Origin of the sequence: Bacillus sp. MYb56 (assembly GCF_002976445.1) — a bacterium.
Taxonomy (GTDB): domain Bacteria; phylum Bacillota; class Bacilli; order Bacillales; family Bacillaceae_G; genus Bacillus_A; species Bacillus_A mycoides.
In genome coordinates this window covers 441,030-460,301 of the sequence record NZ_PCOH01000001.1, presented here as the reverse complement: position 1 = coordinate 460,301, position 19,272 = coordinate 441,030, and the positions used below count along the sequence as shown (strand labels likewise).

Here is a 19,272-nt window from a genome sequence, read left to right as displayed (position 1 = left end):
ATTTTCCTTGATTGTAATGTAAATGGAAAGAAGGTAAGTATTATGTTAGAGGTGAATATCCGCTCAGCCGGATATGAAATTGGTGAAAAGACAGTTCATGATATTGCATTTGCAATTGAAAAAGGAGAGTTAGTGGCTCTTATTGGTGCAAATGGCGCAGGAAAGAGTACGACAATTAAGTCGATACTCGGTTTGCTTGTCAATATGGATGGTGAAATCTCGTTTGGTGAAAAGAAAAATCCATATGCATATGTACCTGAGCATCCCACTTATTATGATTATTTAACTTTATGGGAGCATATTGAATTGTTAATGGCTGCCCGTGGAAATGAAGAGGGAAATTGGGAGGACAAAGCAAGGGAATTATTACATACGTTTCGAATGGAAAAACATATACACGAATACATATCAAAATTTTCAAAAGGTATGAAACAAAAATCGATGCTAATATTAGCATTTTTAACAGAGCCAGATTTTTATATTATTGATGAGCCTTTTATCGGTTTAGATCCAGTAGCCACGAAAGACTTTTTGAATTATTTATATAAAGAAAAAGAGCGAGGAGCAGGTATATTACTTTGTACGCACGTGCTGGATACAGCTGAAAGAATTTGTGAAAGATTTTTACTCATTTCGCAAGGTACATTAGTAGCAGATGGGCATTTAGAGGCGATCCAATCGTTAGCAGAAATGCCAGGAAGTACACTGTTAGATTGTTTCGATGCAATTGTAAGGCGGGAACAAAATGATTAAACAACAGTTTAATAAAAGGTTACGTCATGAATTGCAAAGAAAATGGAAAGCGATTCGTTCTGTAACAGATTGGACAGTAGCATTATATATTATTATTCCAGCACTTATATTTGCGGGGATCTATTATCGTTCACTATGGATGAAAGAATTATCGATGGAAGAGACCATTTATTTTGGGTTAGGTTTACTTGCGTTTTATTTTGTCACATTTTCAAGAGGAGTTCGCTCATTTTTTGAACAAGCAGATAGTTTATTTTTAATTTCGTACCCAAATCATATGCGAAAATTAATGAAGCTTGGAATTATATATACGTTAATTCGGATTGCAATAACGAACGCAATTGTAGTATTCATTATGCTGCCTATACTGATGAAAAGTACGGGAGCGACAATTATACAAATCGTACTGTTCTGGATGTTCTTTACTGTTTTTCGATTTATGCTATCGTTGTTGACGAGATTCATAAATGTACGTGTGGGGAAACGATGGGTTTTATTGATTATAAAAGATGTTATATTTTCTTTAAGTTTAGTCTATTTTGGAATGAGTGTATTTTTCATTTTTAAAAATCCATTGTATTTCATATTATTTACCGGCCTAGTAGCTGTACTTACTGTAGTCTTAGTAAAAGAAAAGATGAATTATAAAAATTTCTTTTTTAAAGAAGTTGAGAAAGAAAAAGAAGAAAGTATGCGCTGGACTGTAGGGATTATGCAAGTTGGTGGTCATGCTGCGAAGCCGAGTAGTTCGAATAAAAAACCGTGGATGTTCCCTCGGTCTAAAAAGATATTAGGAAAAAATTCTGATTCGCGTATTGTAGAAGCTTTTTTAAAAGAATTTTTGCGTACAAGTAGTGCTTTAATGTTTTATGTTCAAATTGTATGTATAAGCACTGTAAGTATTATCGTGACTCCGCAGTGGATAACAGCTATTATTCTTGTATTTGCTATAGTTGCTATTTCTCGCTATGCGCGTGATTATTGGAATGAATTTACGAAGAAAATGTTTCTACATTTATATTGTGATGAAGGAGAATTACTATTATTAAGGTGGAAGGCGGATCGTTATTTGCTCCTTCCAGTCGTATTTATGTACGGAACAGTCATTCTCTCACAGTTTTATTTATTGCCAGCAATAATTATTGGAGTTATTTTTATAGTATTCATTGGTTGGATTGTATTTTTACCATAGAAAAAGAGCCGGAAATGGCTCTTTTTCTAGTCTGTAACACACTGGTAAATAAAATATACTAAAAGGAGTATGCTTGCGGCTGAGTACACGACATCTAAAGTCATCTGATTGCCCCCTCATTGTTGTTGTATTTATAGTGTATGAAATCTTACAATTTCATATTCAAGTGAAAAATATGTGAACGTTAACAAAATTGTAAAGTGCAAAAATTACAATCATTTTGTATAATAGAAGAAACAACCGTTATATAAAATATAATGAGTGAAAGGGGAGGGAACATAAATGCCAAATTGGTTTAGAAAAACCTTAGTCGCATTAATTACCGTATTTACGTTTGGTTTAGTGACGCCTCCTTCCATATTACTTGATAATGCCAAAGCTGCGGACAAGCCTACGAGCACAGCTGGGCAACAAAATTTGGAGAGTACGTCCTATACATATGAAGAAACAAATGATAGGTTAACCACCGATACTTTTGTTAACTATGCGATGCAAGAAGCAGAGAAGCAATCTATGCAAAAATTCGGCTCTAAAATTGGGCCTGTAATTGAAGATGAATTTAAAGATGTTGTATTACCTAAAATTGAAGAGGCAATTGCGGAACTTGCAAATGATGTGCCAGAAGAATCGTTACAATCATTAGCGATTTCTCAAAAACCAGCTGGTGGAAATAATGAAAAGATTTTTCATGTTTATGACACAAAATCAGGAAATGACTTACTGCGATTTCATGTGAGGAGAGATCATCCACCGCAAGATGGATATTATTTTAATTTCCACTATCATCGTTTTGATGATGGATATTCAGGACACCATGAGTTAGGAAATATTTATTGGAATACGAATGTACCGCCGAAATGGTTGTCTTAAAAAGAACGAGAGAAATCTTGTTCTTTTTTTCTTTATGAAAGGATACGACATTTATGTTGTTGAATAACATATGTTTAGGAAAAAAGAAAAAAGGGAGTATGGGGATGCAAAAATATATCGTTTTTGACTTTGATGGCACATTAGTAGATTCACAAAATATATTTGTACCAATTTATAATCAACTTGCTGAAAAGCATGGATATAAGACAGTTAGTGAGGAAGAAATTGAGCCTTTACGAAAATTGACTATTTTTGAAAGATGTAAAAAACTCGATGTACCACTTTATAAACTTCCTATATTGGCGTTAGAGTTTTATAAATTATATCAACCTGCCATAAAAGATCTCGTTTTATTCCATGGGATGAAGGATGTATTAGATGAATTACATAAAAAAGGCTACGGGATTGCGGTTATATCTTCGAACTCAGAAGAGCATATTAGGGCATTTTTACATAGTAATGGCATAGAAAATATTCAAGAAGTGTATTGTTCTAAAAATTTGTTTGGTAAAGATAAAATGATTAAAAGATTTTTAAAGTCGAAAAAGCTAACAGAACAAGATATGTTGTATGTCGGTGATGAACAACGTGATATTGCAGCTTGTAAAAAAGCTGGTGTGAATGTCATTTGGGTTTCGTGGGGGTATGACGTAATTGAGACAGTAAAAGGAGACGCGCCAGATTATATGGTTAATACGCCAGGGGAAATTGTGCAAGTAGTACAGGCGGCACATTCTTAATATAAATAAACTTTGAGCAGGTATTCATCATATTGAATTTTGGGTAGCAAAGTTTCTTACTGGCAATAAGGTGAAGGTTATACGTGGCCCAATTGAAATGAATCATTATTCGGATGTTACTATACAATAGACTTTTATAACCCGAAGGGCTTTATTGTAGAGGTTGCGTATACACCGAATACAGAAATGTAAGGAGAATAGACATGAAGATAATTACAACGTGGAAAAACAATATACAAATAGTAAAAGATGCTGCAAATATTGAAGAAATCTCTAAAGGTTTCTCACCTGATAAAAAATATATTATTACGACTAGTGATGATAAAAAATATTTATTACGGACAGGTGATATAAAAGAGTATGATAGGAAAAAAATAGAGTTTCAAATTTTAAATGAAATGGTAAAACGTAACGTGCAGGCTCAAAGACCAATTGAACTCGGTATATTGGAGGAAGAAGATTTATGTTATAGTATTTTTTCATATTTAGAAGGAGAAGATGCTAAGAAGCTATTGACTACATATACGCCAAGAGAACAATATGATATTGGTATAGCAGCAGGAAAAGACTTAGCAAAAATGCATACACATGAAGCTCCTAAGGATATACTCCCATGGTATGAAAGAGCAATGAAAAAACATCGAAAATATGTAGAGGCATATAAAACATGCGGAATACAAATTAAAAATGATGATAAAATCATAAAGTTTATAGATGAAAATGAAAAATATTTAAAGAACCGCCCAAATCGATTTCAACACGATGATTTTCATTTAGAAAATATAATTGTACGTGATGCGAAATATGTAGGTGTTGTTGATTTTAATGGCTACGACTGGGGCGACCCACTTCATGATTTCGTAAAAATAGCACTATTTGCAAGGGACATTAGTATTCCATATTCAATCGGACAAATAGAAGGATACTTTAATGGGAGAATACCAGAGGAGTTCTGGAAATTATATGCGGTGTACGTTGGCATGACAGTTTTCTCATCAGTTGTCTGGTCCTTACGAGCAGCACCGCATATGTTAGATGATACGTTAGAACGTCTTACTATAGTTTTAGAGGATCATAAAAACTTTGAATTATCAAAGCCAATCTGGTTTGATAGTGAAATGATGAATAAAAAATAAGGATAGCAGGTGGGAAATCTCACACCTGCTATTTGTAAATAACTCATGAGACGGTCTCTTTACATACTATATATGTAGTTTTTTATGAAGGAATGAAAACCTTGACGTCTACTTTATAATATAAAAAGGGGGTGGACTATTGAAAATCAGGCAAGGTAAATATGAAGAAATAAAAGTACGCGATAGAATTCCAGGGATGGTTGAATATATAGATGATACGATGTTGCCTACTGGTTTTCACTATTATATTCCTCCTCACTGGCATAGAAGTATTGAAATTAGCCTAGTCGTATATGGAGAGGTTTTCTTGTATGTGAATGGGCAAAAAAAGAAAGTATCCGCTGGCGAATTTATTTTTGTGAATAGTGGCGATGTTCATGAATTCGAAAAAGTTGAAAATACAAGTTGTGCAGTAATGATGTTAATTATTTCTTATGAATTTCTTAAAGAGGTAAATGGAGATTTTGATAAATATAGATTTAATATAAAAGAATCAGTTGTTCAGAAAACTAACCTCCAGCAAATATTTTATGAATTAAAGGAGTTAGTCACAAATTCTGATGATTTAAGTTACATAAAAATTAATAGTTTAATTTATGAAATTGTTTATATTCTATTGCGATATTGCAAAGAAGGAGAGAGTATAGACAATAATTATCAACTTGGAAATAAACAGAAAGAAATGATTACGTATATTTATAAACATTATGATGAAGAACTTAAACTGAAAGATGTAGCTAAACATTTTTTTGTAAGTGAAGAACATTTTTCCCGTATGTTCAAAAAATCGTTCGGATCAAATTTCACCACTTTTTTAACGAGATACAGGCTCTATAAAGCGTATGAAGATATTATTAATAGTACAAATTCTATACAAGATATAGCAGTGAAACACGGATTTCCAAATGTAAAATCATTTATTTCACAGTTTAAAGAAAAATACGGATATACACCATTACAGTATAGGAAAAATATCATATCAAAAAATGACAATAATCGAATCAAATATGAACAACAATAAAAAAACGTTTCATGTTACATTTTGTACATGGAACGTTTTTTATTTAGTAATAGTAAATGAAGTGAGATTCAATAGAGATTTATCTAATCTGAAGAAATGAAAGCGTTTAAAACAAGGGAGGATGAATACTAGATGACTAGAAAATATGACTTAAACCTATTAGAAAAAATTCAAGAAAAACAAGAAATCATTAATGTACAGGGGGCGAAAGTTTTAGTAAAAAACATACCAGATTGTGATGAAAAAGGAGCGATGGATCCACGTCTTTATAAGGACACGAAGGTTCAAATGAATGTAATGAGGTTTATGCCTAAAAATATGATGAAAATGGACGCTTCTGAAAAATCGGTAAGGAATATGCGAAAACAATTTAATGGAATTAAGAGTGTTCCAATTGTCACTAAAGACGTTAATATTACGCATAAAACAGTGAAAGCGGAAGATGGATATGATATTCCGATAAGAATTTATAACAGTGTTTCTAAACAAGAGAATGCGCCAGTTTTATACTTTATTCATGGTGGTGGATTTATGGCAGGATCACCAGATGTAGTAGAAGAACTTGTGAAATTGATAGTAGAAAAAACGGATATACTAGCCGTTTCTGTGGATTATCGATTAGCTCCGGAAAATCCTTTTCCAACTGGGCATACAGATTGCTACACTACTTTAAAGTGGATTTATGAAAATGCTGATACATTAGGCGGGGATAAGAATAATATCTTTGTGGCAGGTGATAGTGCAGGAGGGAACTTAACACAGTATTGTACAACTAAAGATATGGAAGATGGTAGGAAGTACGTGAAGGGACAGTTGCTTCTGTATCCTACACTTAATATGTGTGATTATGAAGATGAATTTTATTCTTGGAGTATAGATAAATATGAAATTGCTCCTAAGTATAAAAAAGGATTAGAAAAAATGCTTAATATAATGCATTCAATGGTTGGAGGTATGTCAGAAGTACTTGGTACGAAAGAAATTCATTCGAAGTATTTAAGTCCATATGTTGATGTATCCCCAGACTATCCAAGTACATTTATTACGGTAGGAGAGCATGATTTTTTAATGATAGAATGTTTAGCGTATGCAGCTAAATTGACTAAAAAAGGAGTGGATACTGAAACAGTCCTTTATCGTGGTTTAGGGCACGCTTATGGAGATAATGTAGGTGTTTATCCCCAAAGTGAAGATTTAGCAATTGAGATGGGGAATTTTATATTAAAGCATAGTGGAAAGTAGGAGAAATGATGGGAAATAGAAAAGTGATATTAATTTCCAGCTTCGCTATTTTACTATGTATCTTTGCATTTACAGACTTACAAATATCCAATAGTTTATATGAACCAACTAATAAGATACTAGTACCAATGAGTCGTATTGTGGTAGGAGCCCATTTTGCTTCAGATGTTAAAGTTGGAGTCGCTATTTCAGTTACTGTTTTTATGTGTTTGAAAAAATTTATATGGAAAGATAAGAAAAATAAACGCACAAATAATAATGATGTTCTTCCACATTCATTGAATCGGTAATAAGAAAGTCTTTTCCTTTGAGGGAATATAATAATTAATGCATGGCTTGTTCATTAAGCTGTTTTGTTGAACTACTCACCACTTAACATTCTCACGGACTGTTTGAAGTGGGAGTTTCCTAAGTACAGAAACCTAACGGTTTCTAATTCATTAGGCTATCCCCGTAGTTCCTACGGTTAAGAGACGAATTGCTTCATTTCTAAGATTGAGTGCTGCATTTCGATCTCTATCGTGATGTGCGCCACAAGAAGGGCAATCCCACTCACGAATAGTTAGATTTTTAACGTCTTTGTTTTTGTATTCACAATTGGAGCATAATTGACTAGAAGCAAATGTTTTAGATACTATAACAACTTGTTTGCCATACCATTTTGCTTTATATTCCAACATAGTCCGAAATTGTGACCAAGATACTTCACTAATCGCTTTTGCAAGCTTTCTATTTTTGAGCATGTTACTGACTTGTAAGTCTTCCATACCGATAACATCGTGGTTTTTGATGATTTCAGTAGAAAGTTTATGTAAGTAATCAGCTCTTGCATTTGCAATATGTTCATGGATTCGTGCAACGTTCACACGTTGTTTATTCCAGTTCGAAGAACCTTTTGTTCTTCTAGAAAGGATACGTTGTGCTTTCGCTAACTTCTCTTCTAATGTACGGAAGAATTTAGGGTTCTTGTATGTTGTGCCATCAGAAAGAATGGCAAAATCTTTTAATCCAACATCAATTCCACAAGTGGAATCAGTTTTAGGCATTTCTTGTACGCTTGTTTGAACAAAGATAGATACAAAGTATTTACCACTTGGGTTACGACGAATCGTTGCATGCAAGATACGCCCTTCTACTTCACGACTTTTAGCAAAGCGAACAAGGCCAAGTTTCGGTAATTTTATTGTGTTGCCTACAATTCCAATATTTCCGTTTGTTTGCTTAGTTGTGTAGGATTGAACTGTATTCTTTTTAGACTTGAATCGAGGCATATCATTCTGTTTCTTGAAAAAACGTGAAAAAGCATCTGCGAGGTTTTTTAATGTGGATTGAAGAGCGATACTATCTACTTCTTTTAACCAAATCGTATCCTGTTGCTTCTTTAATTGAGTAAGCTTGGCAGAGCAAGAATAGTAGGTTAACCCTTTTCTTGCTTCTTTATACGTATCATTCCAAAGAGCAAGGAAATAGTTAAATACAAAGCGACTGCAACCGATTGTTTTAGCAATTAATATTTCTTGTTTCTTATTCGGGTAGATACGAAATTGATATGCTTTATTTACTAACATAGGTTGCACCTCACTTTTTCATCGTATATCTACAGTATACAAAAAAACGTAGGCTTACGCCTACTGACATTCATCTCCCACCTAAAATTGGTGTTTCACACCTTCACATTTTTGAGGAAGGAGTCTTCTGTCAGAAAACGATAAATAATTTAGCATTTGGGTTATCCTCATTTCATTTATTAAATTCAATAATAGGATTGGTTGCAAGGTGAATTTCTAATTCCGAAATAATAGAGGGAAGAGTAATCTTCCCTCTATTATTTTGTTATTTAATTTTCGTAAATGTAAGAGGCTGAGTACTTAAAGTTGCAGGTACGTGTAATTGAAGAGTCGGGAATTCACCATTTACATTCATATCATAAGCGAATAAAAGCCTCATTTTCATTAGGAACAAACTAATTGATGCTGAGAAGATGTTGTAATGATGATGTTTTAGCTGAAATTCCATATCCATAAATTGTACATGTAGGAAATCATCTTGTTTGTATACTTTCAGTGTTCCATAAGCGGGATGCTCAAAAGTTCCAGTGTAGTCATCTAATGCATGAGAAGGGGTAGTCCCTTTTATTGGTTCGGGAAGTGATGTAGTTGCCTCTTTCATCATTTCTTTCATTTTTTCACTATCTTCTACAGCGCGTTCATGCCAGTCGATATATTCTAGTCCGAGAAGTTCGTCGTAAATATGTTTTGTAATATAAGTAGGGAGTACAGTTTGCCCTGAATTTGTTAATACGATAATACCGATATTTTCGTTGGGCATAAATGACGCAAGTGCAGAAAATCCATCAATATTACCACCATGATGAATAAGTTTATAACCGCGGTAAGCACTAATAAACCAACCTAGTCCATAGCTATTTAATGGTGATTCACTTGTTGATAACATTGGCTGATCCGGGATTGGAGTGTGTGGTGTATACATTTCTTGGAGTAGTTCAGTAGAAATCAAATCATGATTTTCTGTTTTTCCTTCGTTTAAATGAAGCAAAACCCATTTTGCCATATCTTCAATGGTAGAATTAATACATCCAGCCGCTCCAACTGTATCAATATTTCGGAATGGAATTTCTTTCATTTCACCATTATCTTCAGTGTAAGGTAATGCGTAATCATCTGTATTTTGTGAGTCTGTAACAGATAAGTTTGTATGCCTCATATTTAAAGGTTCTAAAATATGTTCTGCAACGTATTGCTCCCACGTTTGATTCGTAATGTTTTCTACAATATAACTAATTGTCGCATACATTAAGTTGTTATAAAGAAATGCTGTGCGGAACGGTGCATCAAGTGATAAATGTTTTATTTTTTCAACAAGATCTTTTCGAGTTAAGGAAGAACTGTACCAAAGAGCATCGTGACGACTTACCCCAGTACGATGAGAAGCTAAATCTCGTCCTGTAACTTGCGAGTTAGCGAGCATATCGGATAGAGAGAAGTTAGGTACGTAAGTTTGGACAGGAGTATCCCAATTAAACTTTTTTTGCTGTGCTAATAAGCTTAATGAAAGCGTACCGAATGCTTTCGTCGCAGAACCGATTGCGAATCGTGTCTGCGGAGTAACAGCCTCTTTTTTCTCTATGTTACGATAGCCGAAACCTTCTGAAATAATGATCTCACCATCTTTTATAACAGCTACAGCCGCTCCAGGAACGTGTAAATCCTTCATCATCTTCTCAACCTTATGTTGTAACGTACTTAAAACAGGAGTTTTGATTTTAGACATGCTTCCAACCTCCAAATATAATTTTTATGTTCCGCACTATACTTTCTGTAATAGAAAAGTGAAAACCTTTTTTAATATTGAAAGTTAATAATTTTGTAAGAAATATTGAAAGAATTTTTATTAATTTGGATTATTAAATTCGCTGTTTTTCATGTTATGATAAATCTCATATAAGATTGAAAGAAGGTTTTCTTACATATGAAACATGCTGAATATGAATACTTAAATTTATGCCGCCATGTAATGGAGCATGGTACGAAGAAAGAAGATCGTACAGGGACAGGCACTGTATCTGTATTTGGATATCAAATGCGTTTTGATCTAAGTAATGGTTTTCCTTTATTAACGACAAAGAGAGTGCCGTTTCGCCTTGTAGCAAGTGAACTGCTTTGGTTTATGAAAGGTGATACAAATATTCGTTATTTATTGCAGCATAATAATAATATTTGGAATGAATGGGCATTTAAGAGCTGGGTAGAAAGCGATGAGTATACTGGCCCTGATATGACAGATTTCGGTCTCCGCTCACAACAAGATGAGGAATTTAAGAAGCGATACGATGAGCAAATGGAATTGTTTAAAAAGAACGTTTTAGAAGACGATGAATTCTCAACGAAATTTGGATATTTAGGAGACGTATACGGAAAGCAGTGGCGTGCTTGGAAAACGACAGCTGGTGAGACACTTGATCAATTAAAAGATGTAATTGAAATGATTAAGAAAACACCAGATTCACGCCGTCTAATTGTGTCTGCTTGGAATCCTGAAGATGTACCAAGTATGGCTTTACCGCCTTGTCATACGCTATTCCAATTTTATGTAGCAGATGGAAAGCTTTCTTGTCAGTTATATCAGAGAAGCGGTGACATATTCCTTGGAATTCCATTTAACATTGCAAGCTATTCACTTTTAACACATTTAATTGCACATGAATGTGGTCTTGAAGTGGGAGAATTTGTTCATACAATTGGAGATGCACACATTTATACGAATCATTTTGAACAAGTAGAAAAGCAATTGGCACGTGAACCACGTCCATTCCCGAAACTTACATTAAATCCAGATGTGAAATCTGTGTTTGATTTTGAAATGGAAGATTTAACGATTGAAGGATATGATCCACACCCAGCAATTAAAGCACCGGTTGCAGTATAATTGTAGAGGAGATGAAAAAATGATTGTTTCATTTATGGTCGCAATGGACGAGAATAGAGTAATTGGCAAAGATAATAATTTACCTTGGCGTTTACCAAGTGAATTGCAGTATGTAAAGAAAACAACGATGGGCCATTCACTTATTATGGGCAGAAAGAACTATGAAGCAATTGGTAGACCACTGCCTGGAAGACGTAATATTATTGTAACACGTAATGAAGGGTATCGTGTTGAAGGTTGTGAAGTAGCACATTCTGTAGAAGAAGTGTTTGAACTATGCAAAAATGAAGAGGAAATCTTTATTTTCGGCGGAGCACAAATTTATGATCTCTTTTTACCTTACGTAGACAAGTTATATATAACAAAAATCCATCATGCATTTGAAGGAGATACATTCTTCCCAGAAATGGATATGACAAATTGGAAAGAAGTTTTTGTTGAAAAAGGTTTAACGGATGAAAAGAATCCGTATACGTACTATTATCATGTATATGAGAAGCAACAATAATAAGAAGGATTGATGTGAAATTCACATCAATCTTTTTATTTGTATTCATTAATATAAGTTTATAGATGATATTCAATAGTGCTATAATGAAAGGTAGCATGTGAAAAATGCTGAAATTTTCAAAAGTATTAATATAGAAAGAGGAGGAGAATCAGTTGAGAAAAATATGGGGGATTCTTTTTCTTTGCTTAACATTCATGTTAGTTGGATGTGGTAAAGAAGAAAAACCACAAGAAGCGTTTGATACATATGTAAAAGCATGGAATAAACAAAAATTTGCAGATATGTACGATCAATTATCAGAAAATGCAAAAAAAGATATTTCAAAGAAAGAGTTTACTGAGAAATATGAAAAAATTTATTCTGGTATTGAAGTGAAAGACTTAAAGGTAGAAACAGGGGAAGTAAAAGAAGATAAAAAAGATGAAGGCCCTGTTCCTTTTAAAGTAAGCATGGATACAGTTGGTGGTAAAATCACTTTTGGTCATGAAGCAAAAATGGTGAAAGAAAAAGATGGAGATAAAGAATCTTGGAAAATAGATTGGACTCCTGATTTCATTTTCCCTGGCATGACAAAAGATAGTAAAGTGCGTATGCAGGCAACACAACCAAAACGTGGTGAAGTTTACGATCGTAATGGAAAAGGTCTTGCGACGAATGGGAAAGCTTCTGAGATTGGAATTATTCCAGAAAAATTAGATGAAACTGCTCCGCAAACGAAAGAAGCAGTAGCGAAGTTGTTAAATATGTCTGTAGAAGAGATTGATCAAAAACTAGCTGCGAAATGGGTAAAACCAGGGTATCTCGTACCAATTGGAATTTTGCCTGAGGGAGCAACGCAAAATACGTACATCGATTTACCTGGTGTTGCAGCAAAACCTGTAAATGTTCGTACATATCCGTTAGGGGAAGCAGCAGCGCATCTTACTGGTTATATCGGAAAAGTAAATGCAGAAGATTTAAAAACGCTTCAAAAGAAAGGCTATCAAGCCGATGATCCAGTTGGTAAAGCTGGATTAGAGCAAGTATTGGAAGAACAGCTACGCGGGAAAAAAGGTGGCCGTGTCTTCATGGAGGATGCACAAGGAAAAGAAATTAAAAATTTAGCGAAAACAGATGCTGTTGATGGAGAAAATGTAACTTTAACTATCGATAGTGTTGTTCAAGAAAAAACGTATAATGAAATGAAAGGAGAAGCTGGTTCAAGTGCGGCAATTAATCCGAAAAGTGGAGAAACAATTGCTCTTGTAAGTAGTCCAGCTTATAATCCTAATTTAATTGCACGAGGAACATCAAAAGCACAGCGCGAGGCTTGGAATAATGACCCGAAAAAACCGATGACGAATCGATTTACACAATTATCGGTACCAGGTTCTGTATTTAAGCCAATTACAGGTGCAATTGGTCTTGAAACAAAAACAATCGATCCAAAAGAAGAATTGAAAATTGAAGGACTGAAATGGACGAAAGATTCTTCTTGGGGCAATTATTACGTAACACGTGTAAAAGATGCAAATCCGATTGATTTTGATAAGGCAATGAAATACTCGGATAATATTTATTTCGCACAAGAAGCTTTGAAAATTGGAAAAGATAAATTTATGGCTGAGGCGAAAAAATTCGGATTTGATGAGAAATTACCAATTGAATACGGATTCCCAGCTTCTAAAATCGCAAATGATGGCATAAAAAATGATATTCAAATGGCAGATACAGGATATGGACAAGGACAAGTCTTAATGACTCCTCTTCATTTAGCTTTAACGTATGCACCGATTGTAAATGATGGAACGATTCCATCGTCATATCTTATTAAAACAGATAAACAACCAAAAGCTTGGAAAGAGAACGTGATTTCTAAAGAAAATCAAGATATATTGAAAACGGCTTTAACGAAAGTAATTAACGATCCAGATGGTACGGGGAAAATTGCGAAAATTGATGGTATGACCCTTGCTGGTAAAACAGGAACGGCAGAATTAAAAGTATCAAAAGAGGCAGAAGGAAAAGAACTAGGTTGGTTTGCTGCGTTTGATTTAAATTCACCTGATATGGTCATTACAATGATGATTGAAGATGTAAAAGGTAGAGGTGGAAGTAATATTCCAGCTGAAAAAGTGAAACATGTTTTTCAAAAGTAGTAATTGAAGAAGACTATCTCCATGAAATATGGAGATAGTTTTTTATTTGATTAAAACCTTAATATTTATATACAAAAACTAACTGAAATAATATAACTTATTAACTTACGAAAAAAAAGTAGCTATTTTTATTGACATTCATTGAAACTTTTTGTATTATACTTACATAAGGTAAGTTATTTACTATAAAATAATAAATCTCGAATTAAAGATAAATTAGAAAAAGGGAGATAATACAATGACAAAAGTACTATTTATTACAGCAAATCCAAATTCAGCAGAAGGTTCTTTCGGTATGGCAGTAGGGGAAGCTTTCATCGAAGCATATAAAAACGAACATCCACAAGACGAAGTTGTAACAATTGATTTATTCAATACAACTGTACCAGCAATCGATGCAGACGTATTCGCTGCTTGGGGTAAATTTGCAGCAGGTGAAGGATTCGAAGCTTTAAGTGAAAATCAGCAACAAAAAGTTGCAGCAATGAACAATAACTTAGAAACATTTATGCATGCAGATCGTTATGTATTCGTGACTCCAATGTGGAACTTCAGCTACCCAGCAGTAGTGAAAGCATACTTAGATAACTTATCAATCGCAGGTAAAACATTCAAATATACTGAAAATGGTCCAGTTGGCTTACTAGAAGGCAAAAAAGCACTTCATATTCAAGCTACAGGCGGCGTTTACTCTGAAGGAGCATACGCATCTATGGACTTCGGTCGCAATCACTTAAATGCGGTATTAGGATTCATGGGTGTATCAGACACTGAATATATTGCAGTTGAAGGAATGAATGCAAATCCTGAAAAAGCACAAGACATTAAAGAAGCAGCAATTGTAAATGCACGCGAATTAGCAAAACGTTTCTAATATAGAAAACTTCAAAATGTCCAAACACTTGTTGTTTGGACATTTTTTCTTCTTTTTCCTTCGTTTGTCTAGTATAATGAAGGTCGGAATGATAATAGGTGGGGGTTCTGTATGATTCAAACGTTTTTTAAAATCTTTTATTTAATTTTAATCGTAATTGCGATTACACCAAGGTTGTGGCGTATAAAAAGAAAAGCAAATGCGATGTCACCGCAAGAAAAAGATAGTGTTGTGTATAAAACAACAAACTGGTTTGGTAAGAAAATGGTGGGTGTAACTGGATCGACTGTAGAAGTAAAGGGACTTGAAAATGTTCCGAAAGACAAGCCGGTGCTAGTTGTAAGTAATCATCAAAGTAATATGGATATTCCTGTGTTACTAGGTTACTTAAATAAGCCAATTGGATTCGTTTCAAAAGCGGAAATTAAAAAGTTTCCGGTTGTGCCAACATGGATGGAACTAATGAATTGTGTGTTTATGGACCGCAGCGATCGTCGTCAATCTCTTAAGGCAATTAAAGATGGAATTGAACTGTTAAAGAGCGGGCATTCTATCGTGATTTTTCCAGAGGGAACGAGAAGTAAGGGTGGCGAAATTGGTGAGTTTAAAGCAGGGAGTTTTCACCTTGCTGTAAAATCTGGCGTATCTATATTACCAGTAACTTTAGATGGTACATATAAGATGTTTGAGGCTAATGGAAATCGTATGAAACCAGCTCATGCAACATTAACAATTTCTAAGCCAATTACACCTGAAGAATATGCAAGTATGGATGCTAAAGAGTTAACCCAGCATACAAAAGATATTATTGCATCTCAATTACATAAGTAATAAAAAAAGTTTCAGCTTAAACAAGCTGAAACTTTTTTTATGCTGTGGGTAAGACATAAAACAGTACGCAGAAAAACATCATTGTACTACCGCCTAGTACGAAGAGATGCCAAATGGCATGATTGAACGGAAGCTTTTCCCAAAGGAAGAATATAGCTCCCACAGAATACAAAATGCCGCCTATTAATAGTAGTGAGAAGCCGTGACCGGTTAAATTTTCATAAAGGGGTTTAATGGCAACGATGATGAGCCAGCCCATAATGATATAACATAATGTTGATGTTTTAATAAAGCGACGAACAAAGAAGATTTTGAAAATAATGCCCCCAATCGCAAGGGTCCAAATAATTGCGAGTAAAGTCCAACCGAGCGGGCCACGCAGTGTAATGAGTAGAAATGGTGTATACGTGCCGGCAATTAATAAATATATGGCGGAGTGATCTAAAATGGTAAATAACTTTTCTACTTTTGGATGATGGATACTATGTAACAGTGTAGAAAATAAGTATAGCAAGAACATGCTTACACCATAAACGGTAAAGCCAACAACAGCAGATGCTGTGCCATGTTTGGAAGCATGAATAATTAATATGATTAAGGCAGGGATGCTTAAAATGGCACCGATACCATGGGTAATTGCATTCGCAATTTCTTCTTTTACAAATTGGGTCATTCTTTTAATTTTTTGCGTCATAATGTTAATTCCTTTCACTGTATTGAGATAAGTTATATTTTCCTTAACCATATCATATACAAAAGGAATAGAAAATGATATTCAATTGATTATATTTTCGAATTTTTTTGACAAAAGACAACGGATACATTGACGTTTACGAAATTTTTTGACAAAATGAACTTATGGAATAGTAGGACAAGGAATCTACTTATGAAGGGGATGGGGAAATGTTTTCAAATATTGGCTTTCCAGGGTTAATTTTAATTTTAGTAGCAGTGTTAATTTTATTTGGCCCAAAAAAGTTACCGGAAATTGGGAAAGCTTTAGGGGAAACGTTAAAAGAATTTAAAAAATCAACAAAAGAATTGACTGATGAGGCATTTCAAGAGAAAGAAAAAAATAAATAAATAAAAGAATATGCTGAAGTTTTTCTCGGAATGGATAAATAAAGTGTGGTGAACGAGATGGAAGATCGGGAAATGAGCGTAGTAGAACATATTGTTGAGCTTCGCAAACGAGTAATATATACAGTATTATCCTTTGTATTATTTTTAATTATTGGATTTACTTTTACGAAGGATATTTATTTTTGGCTTGTAAAAGATTTACCAATGAAATTAACTGTTCTCGGTCCAAGTGATGTGTTGTGGATTTTTTTCTCGATTGCTACAGTATTTGCTATCGTTTGTACAATTCCTTTTGCTGCGATACAAATTTGGTTATTTGTAAAACCAGGTTTACATCCCAATGAACAAAAAATGACATTAATGTATATACCGGTATTGTCTATATTATTTATAGCAGGCCTATCTTTTGGTTATTTTATCGTCATGCCATTTTTATTTCATTTCCTAACTACAATTGGTAATGAGATGTTTAATACGATGTTTACAACGGAAAAATATTTTCATTTCGTATTAAATTTAACAGTTCCGTTTGCTGTTATATTTGAATTACCTGTAGTTGTTATGTTTTTAACGAGTATAGGTCTTCTAACTGCAGAATTTCTTCAAAAAATAAGAAGATATGCTTATGTCGTGTTGATTATAATTGCATCATGTATATCGCCGCCAGATTTTTTATCACATAGTTTAGTAGCGGTACCGCTTATTTGTATTTATGAAATCAGTATCGCTTTATCAAAGATAGTTAGTAAACGAAAACAGAAAAGAGAAGAAATACAGTCGAAAAGTGCCTCGTTATAAAGGCACTTTTTAATTTATTTGTTATACTCTAGCTATAATTGTATACAATATATAGAAGGAAAAAATTATAGAATCTCCAAAATTTAGACAAACTTTTCATTTTTATAAGTTTATACTGAAGTTATCAAGCTATATATGGATAATAAGACTCCCGTCTCAAAGGATATATAGGACAGGGTTCGAATTAGGTGGATATAAATGAAGTATTAACTTCTAAATGGGGCAGCTTAAGGATATTTTAGTATTCATAGGAAACCTACACTAAAAAACGTGTTAAAGAATAAAGTGGAGGAAGTTCAAAAATCCAACGAAAAAGAGGATTGATATTGTGATTACGAAAAGTTTTTATTTCACTCATGCAACAGGGAATTGTATTAAAATATTTGAAATCCCTGTCCTACAAACACAGCATCCATTAGCGTTTCTAATTCAGTCTCGTCTTCAATTGTTTATTGCGAAAATTCAAAAACATAAAAACCCAAGATTCTCGTACTCTTTCCGTGAATATTTACAAAGTTGTTTGAAGTGGAATGATTATTCAAATGTATATAAGACAAATACTCTTGAAAAGAATGCATAATACACAGCAGGGACAGAGTTAGATAGGCTCTGTCTTTTTTATTTTAGGTATAAAAATATAATTAATTTGGTGAAATTCATTCGAAATTGTTGAAAGCATCGGGAATGCTAGTATAATAACAGGGAGAGCGTATTGGAAAGGGAAGAATATAATATGCAAAAAATTAAAATTGTAACAGATTCAACGGCAGATTTATCAAAAGATATAATTGAGAAGTATGATATTCATGTTTTACCATTATCTATTTCTGTAAATGGACAAACATACTTAGATCGTGTAGATTTACAACCGGATGAATTTATTGAAGAAATGATTAAATCAGAAGAATTACCAAAAACATCACAACCGGCTATGGGTACATTTGTAGAAATGTATGACAAGCTAGGCGAAGATGGAAGTGAAGTACTTTCCATTCATATGACAGGTGGAATGAGCGGTACTGTCGCAACAGCGAATAGCGCTGCATCAATGACAGATACAAAAGTAACAGTTGTTGATTCTCAATTTATTACACATGCTTTAGCATATCAAGTAATTGAAGCGGCAAAAATGGCAAAAGAAGAATGCTCACTAGAAGATATTTTAAAACGTATTGATGAAGTAAGAAAGAATACTCGTTTATATGTTGTCGTAGATACATTAGAAAACTTAGTAAAAGGTGGACGCATCGGTAAAGGTAAGGCACTTATTGGTTCTTTACTTAATATTAAACCAATCGCAAGTTTAGAAGGCGGCGTATATAATCCGGTAACGAAAGTACGTAGCCAAGGGCAGATTGTAAAAACATTGGCTAAAATATTCGAGGAAGATACTGCTGGAAAAGTAGTGAAAGCTGTTGCGATTCCACATGCTAAAGCAATTCCTTTAGCAGAAAGTGTAAAAGCTGCTGTTGAAAAAGTGAATGGATTCACTCAATCAGAGATTTTCTATACAACACCAGTTATCAGTACTCATACAGGACCAGGAGCAATTGGTTTTATGTATTTAGCAGAGTAATAAAAAAGCTACTTGAAATGAATTTTCAAGTAGCTTTTTTATTATTTCAGGACAGAAAATA

20 protein-coding genes and 1 pseudogene are annotated in these 19,272 nt (G+C 33.9%); 18 read left to right on the top strand and 3 right to left on the bottom strand.

Annotated features, from left to right (window positions below):
- The first annotated feature begins 42 nt into the window (after positions 1-42).
- The 9 genes and pseudogenes from CQ058_RS02280 to CQ058_RS02240 all read left to right on the top strand — a co-directional run bounded on the left by CQ058_RS02280 (position 43) and on the right by CQ058_RS02240 (position 7,244).
- A complete protein-coding gene (locus CQ058_RS02280) occupies positions 43-753 on the top strand; it encodes an ABC transporter ATP-binding protein (protein ID WP_002012603.1) in 711 nt (236 codons plus the stop codon).
- The gene (locus CQ058_RS02275) at positions 746-1,945 is read left to right on the top strand and encodes an ABC transporter permease (RefSeq protein WP_105589423.1); all 1,200 of its coding nucleotides are present in this window, start codon (positions 746-748) and stop codon (positions 1,943-1,945) included. The genes CQ058_RS02280 and CQ058_RS02275 overlap by 8 nt, the downstream gene beginning before the upstream one ends.
- A 282-nt stretch (positions 1,946-2,227) precedes the next feature.
- On the top strand, positions 2,228-2,815 hold the full coding sequence (locus CQ058_RS02270) for a YpjP family protein (protein ID WP_002012605.1): 588 nt from the start codon (positions 2,228-2,230) through the stop codon (positions 2,813-2,815).
- 104 nt (positions 2,816-2,919) lie between these two features.
- Complete coding sequence (locus tag CQ058_RS02265) at positions 2,920-3,555, top strand: HAD family hydrolase (protein ID WP_181150751.1); 636 nt, start codon at positions 2,920-2,922, stop codon at positions 3,553-3,555.
- Between the two features lie 43 nt (positions 3,556-3,598).
- Positions 3,599-3,747 (top strand): annotated as a pseudogene (locus CQ058_RS33030) (VOC family protein); the annotation flags it as partial.
- A gap of 11 nt (positions 3,748-3,758) precedes the next feature.
- Positions 3,759-4,691, top strand: coding sequence for an aminoglycoside phosphotransferase family protein (locus CQ058_RS02255; protein ID WP_002193007.1), 933 nt, complete (start codon positions 3,759-3,761; stop codon positions 4,689-4,691).
- Between the two features lie 139 nt (positions 4,692-4,830).
- Positions 4,831-5,712 carry an AraC family transcriptional regulator gene (locus CQ058_RS02250; protein ID WP_002189484.1) on the top strand — a complete coding sequence of 294 codons (882 nt, stop codon included), beginning with the start codon at positions 4,831-4,833 and terminating at the stop codon, positions 5,710-5,712.
- 132 nt (positions 5,713-5,844) lie between these two features.
- Positions 5,845-6,954 (top strand): alpha/beta hydrolase, encoded by a 1,110-nt coding sequence (locus tag CQ058_RS02245; RefSeq protein ID WP_002136080.1) that lies wholly within the window; start codon positions 5,845-5,847, stop codon positions 6,952-6,954.
- 8 nt (positions 6,955-6,962) lie between these two features.
- Positions 6,963-7,244 (top strand): phosphatase PAP2 family protein, encoded by a 282-nt coding sequence (locus CQ058_RS02240; protein ID WP_002189485.1) that lies wholly within the window; start codon positions 6,963-6,965, stop codon positions 7,242-7,244.
- A gap of 150 nt (positions 7,245-7,394) precedes the next feature.
- On the opposite strand, the gene tnpB is transcribed toward CQ058_RS02240, so the two are convergent.
- Both tnpB and CQ058_RS02225 read right to left on the bottom strand, forming a co-directional pair.
- Entirely contained in the window at positions 7,395-8,522 is a 1,128-nt protein-coding gene (gene tnpB / locus CQ058_RS02235; protein ID WP_002189490.1) for an IS200/IS605 family element RNA-guided endonuclease TnpB, read from the bottom strand.
- A gap of 265 nt (positions 8,523-8,787) precedes the next feature.
- Positions 8,788-10,245 carry a serine hydrolase gene (locus CQ058_RS02225; protein ID WP_105589422.1) on the bottom strand — a complete coding sequence of 486 codons (1,458 nt, stop codon included), beginning with the start codon at positions 10,243-10,245 and terminating at the stop codon, positions 8,788-8,790.
- Positions 10,246-10,443: 198 nt separating this feature from the next.
- Here CQ058_RS02225 and CQ058_RS02220 point away from each other — a divergent pair, with 198 nt between their 5' ends.
- The 5 genes from CQ058_RS02220 to CQ058_RS02200 all read left to right on the top strand — a co-directional run bounded on the left by CQ058_RS02220 (position 10,444) and on the right by CQ058_RS02200 (position 15,754).
- Entirely contained in the window at positions 10,444-11,400 is a 957-nt protein-coding gene (locus CQ058_RS02220; protein ID WP_002189492.1) for a thymidylate synthase, read from the top strand.
- A gap of 19 nt (positions 11,401-11,419) precedes the next feature.
- Positions 11,420-11,908, top strand: coding sequence for a dihydrofolate reductase (locus tag CQ058_RS02215; RefSeq protein WP_002031690.1), 489 nt, complete (start codon positions 11,420-11,422; stop codon positions 11,906-11,908).
- 155 nt (positions 11,909-12,063) lie between these two features.
- Positions 12,064-14,049: a penicillin-binding protein 3 gene (gene pbpC, locus CQ058_RS02210; RefSeq protein ID WP_002189493.1), complete on the top strand. Its 1,986-nt coding sequence runs from the start codon at positions 12,064-12,066 to the stop codon at positions 14,047-14,049.
- Positions 14,050-14,287: 238 nt separating this feature from the next.
- Complete coding sequence (locus CQ058_RS02205; protein ID WP_002189494.1) at positions 14,288-14,923, top strand: FMN-dependent NADH-azoreductase; 636 nt, start codon at positions 14,288-14,290, stop codon at positions 14,921-14,923.
- A gap of 111 nt (positions 14,924-15,034) precedes the next feature.
- Positions 15,035-15,754 (top strand): lysophospholipid acyltransferase family protein, encoded by a 720-nt coding sequence (locus tag CQ058_RS02200; protein ID WP_002189495.1) that lies wholly within the window; start codon positions 15,035-15,037, stop codon positions 15,752-15,754.
- Positions 15,755-15,791: 37 nt separating this feature from the next.
- Here the strand turns inward: CQ058_RS02200 and trhA are convergent, their stop codons facing one another.
- Positions 15,792-16,448: a PAQR family membrane homeostasis protein TrhA gene (gene trhA / locus CQ058_RS02195; protein WP_002189496.1), complete on the bottom strand. Its 657-nt coding sequence runs from the start codon at positions 16,446-16,448 to the stop codon at positions 15,792-15,794.
- 209 nt (positions 16,449-16,657) lie between these two features.
- Between trhA and CQ058_RS02190 the strand changes: the two genes are divergently transcribed.
- The 4 genes from CQ058_RS02190 to CQ058_RS02175 all read left to right on the top strand — a co-directional run bounded on the left by CQ058_RS02190 (position 16,658) and on the right by CQ058_RS02175 (position 19,211).
- The gene (locus CQ058_RS02190) at positions 16,658-16,837 is read left to right on the top strand and encodes a twin-arginine translocase TatA/TatE family subunit (protein ID WP_002012719.1); all 180 of its coding nucleotides are present in this window, start codon (positions 16,658-16,660) and stop codon (positions 16,835-16,837) included.
- 57 nt (positions 16,838-16,894) lie between these two features.
- A complete protein-coding gene (tatC, locus tag CQ058_RS02185) occupies positions 16,895-17,635 on the top strand; it encodes a twin-arginine translocase subunit TatC (RefSeq protein WP_033708120.1) in 741 nt (246 codons plus the stop codon).
- Between the two features lie 328 nt (positions 17,636-17,963).
- Positions 17,964-18,215: a DUF2535 family protein gene (locus tag CQ058_RS02180; protein WP_002012715.1), complete on the top strand. Its 252-nt coding sequence runs from the start codon at positions 17,964-17,966 to the stop codon at positions 18,213-18,215.
- Between the two features lie 153 nt (positions 18,216-18,368).
- On the top strand, positions 18,369-19,211 hold the full coding sequence (locus CQ058_RS02175; RefSeq protein WP_033733157.1) for a DegV family protein: 843 nt from the start codon (positions 18,369-18,371) through the stop codon (positions 19,209-19,211).
- Positions 19,212-19,272 lie beyond the last annotated feature (61 nt).

Coding starts and splice junctions, on each gene's coding strand:
- CQ058_RS02225 (WP_105589422.1), bottom strand. CDS start 10,245: ATGTCTAAAATCAAAACTCCTGTTTTAAGTACGTTACAACATAAGGTT.
- CQ058_RS02270 (WP_002012605.1), top strand. CDS start 2,228: ATGCCAAATTGGTTTAGAAAAACCTTAGTCGCATTAATTACCGTATTT.
- CQ058_RS02205 (WP_002189494.1), top strand. CDS start 14,288: ATGACAAAAGTACTATTTATTACAGCAAATCCAAATTCAGCAGAAGGT.
- CQ058_RS02275 (WP_105589423.1), top strand. CDS start 746: ATGATTAAACAACAGTTTAATAAAAGGTTACGTCATGAATTGCAAAGA.
- CQ058_RS02215 (WP_002031690.1), top strand. CDS start 11,420: ATGATTGTTTCATTTATGGTCGCAATGGACGAGAATAGAGTAATTGGC.
- CQ058_RS02200 (WP_002189495.1), top strand. CDS start 15,035: ATGATTCAAACGTTTTTTAAAATCTTTTATTTAATTTTAATCGTAATT.
- CQ058_RS02240 (WP_002189485.1), top strand. CDS start 6,963: ATGGGAAATAGAAAAGTGATATTAATTTCCAGCTTCGCTATTTTACTA.
- CQ058_RS02220 (WP_002189492.1), top strand. CDS start 10,444: ATGAAACATGCTGAATATGAATACTTAAATTTATGCCGCCATGTAATG.
- CQ058_RS02245 (WP_002136080.1), top strand. CDS start 5,845: ATGACTAGAAAATATGACTTAAACCTATTAGAAAAAATTCAAGAAAAA.
- CQ058_RS02265 (WP_181150751.1), top strand. CDS start 2,920: ATGCAAAAATATATCGTTTTTGACTTTGATGGCACATTAGTAGATTCA.
- CQ058_RS02175 (WP_033733157.1), top strand. CDS start 18,369: ATGCAAAAAATTAAAATTGTAACAGATTCAACGGCAGATTTATCAAAA.
- trhA (WP_002189496.1), bottom strand. CDS start 16,448: ATGACGCAAAAAATTAAAAGAATGACCCAATTTGTAAAAGAAGAAATT.
- CQ058_RS02280 (WP_002012603.1), top strand. CDS start 43: ATGTTAGAGGTGAATATCCGCTCAGCCGGATATGAAATTGGTGAAAAG.
- CQ058_RS02190 (WP_002012719.1), top strand. CDS start 16,658: ATGTTTTCAAATATTGGCTTTCCAGGGTTAATTTTAATTTTAGTAGCA.
- tatC (WP_033708120.1), top strand. CDS start 16,895: ATGGAAGATCGGGAAATGAGCGTAGTAGAACATATTGTTGAGCTTCGC.
- tnpB (WP_002189490.1), bottom strand. CDS start 8,522: ATGTTAGTAAATAAAGCATATCAATTTCGTATCTACCCGAATAAGAAA.
- CQ058_RS02255 (WP_002193007.1), top strand. CDS start 3,759: ATGAAGATAATTACAACGTGGAAAAACAATATACAAATAGTAAAAGAT.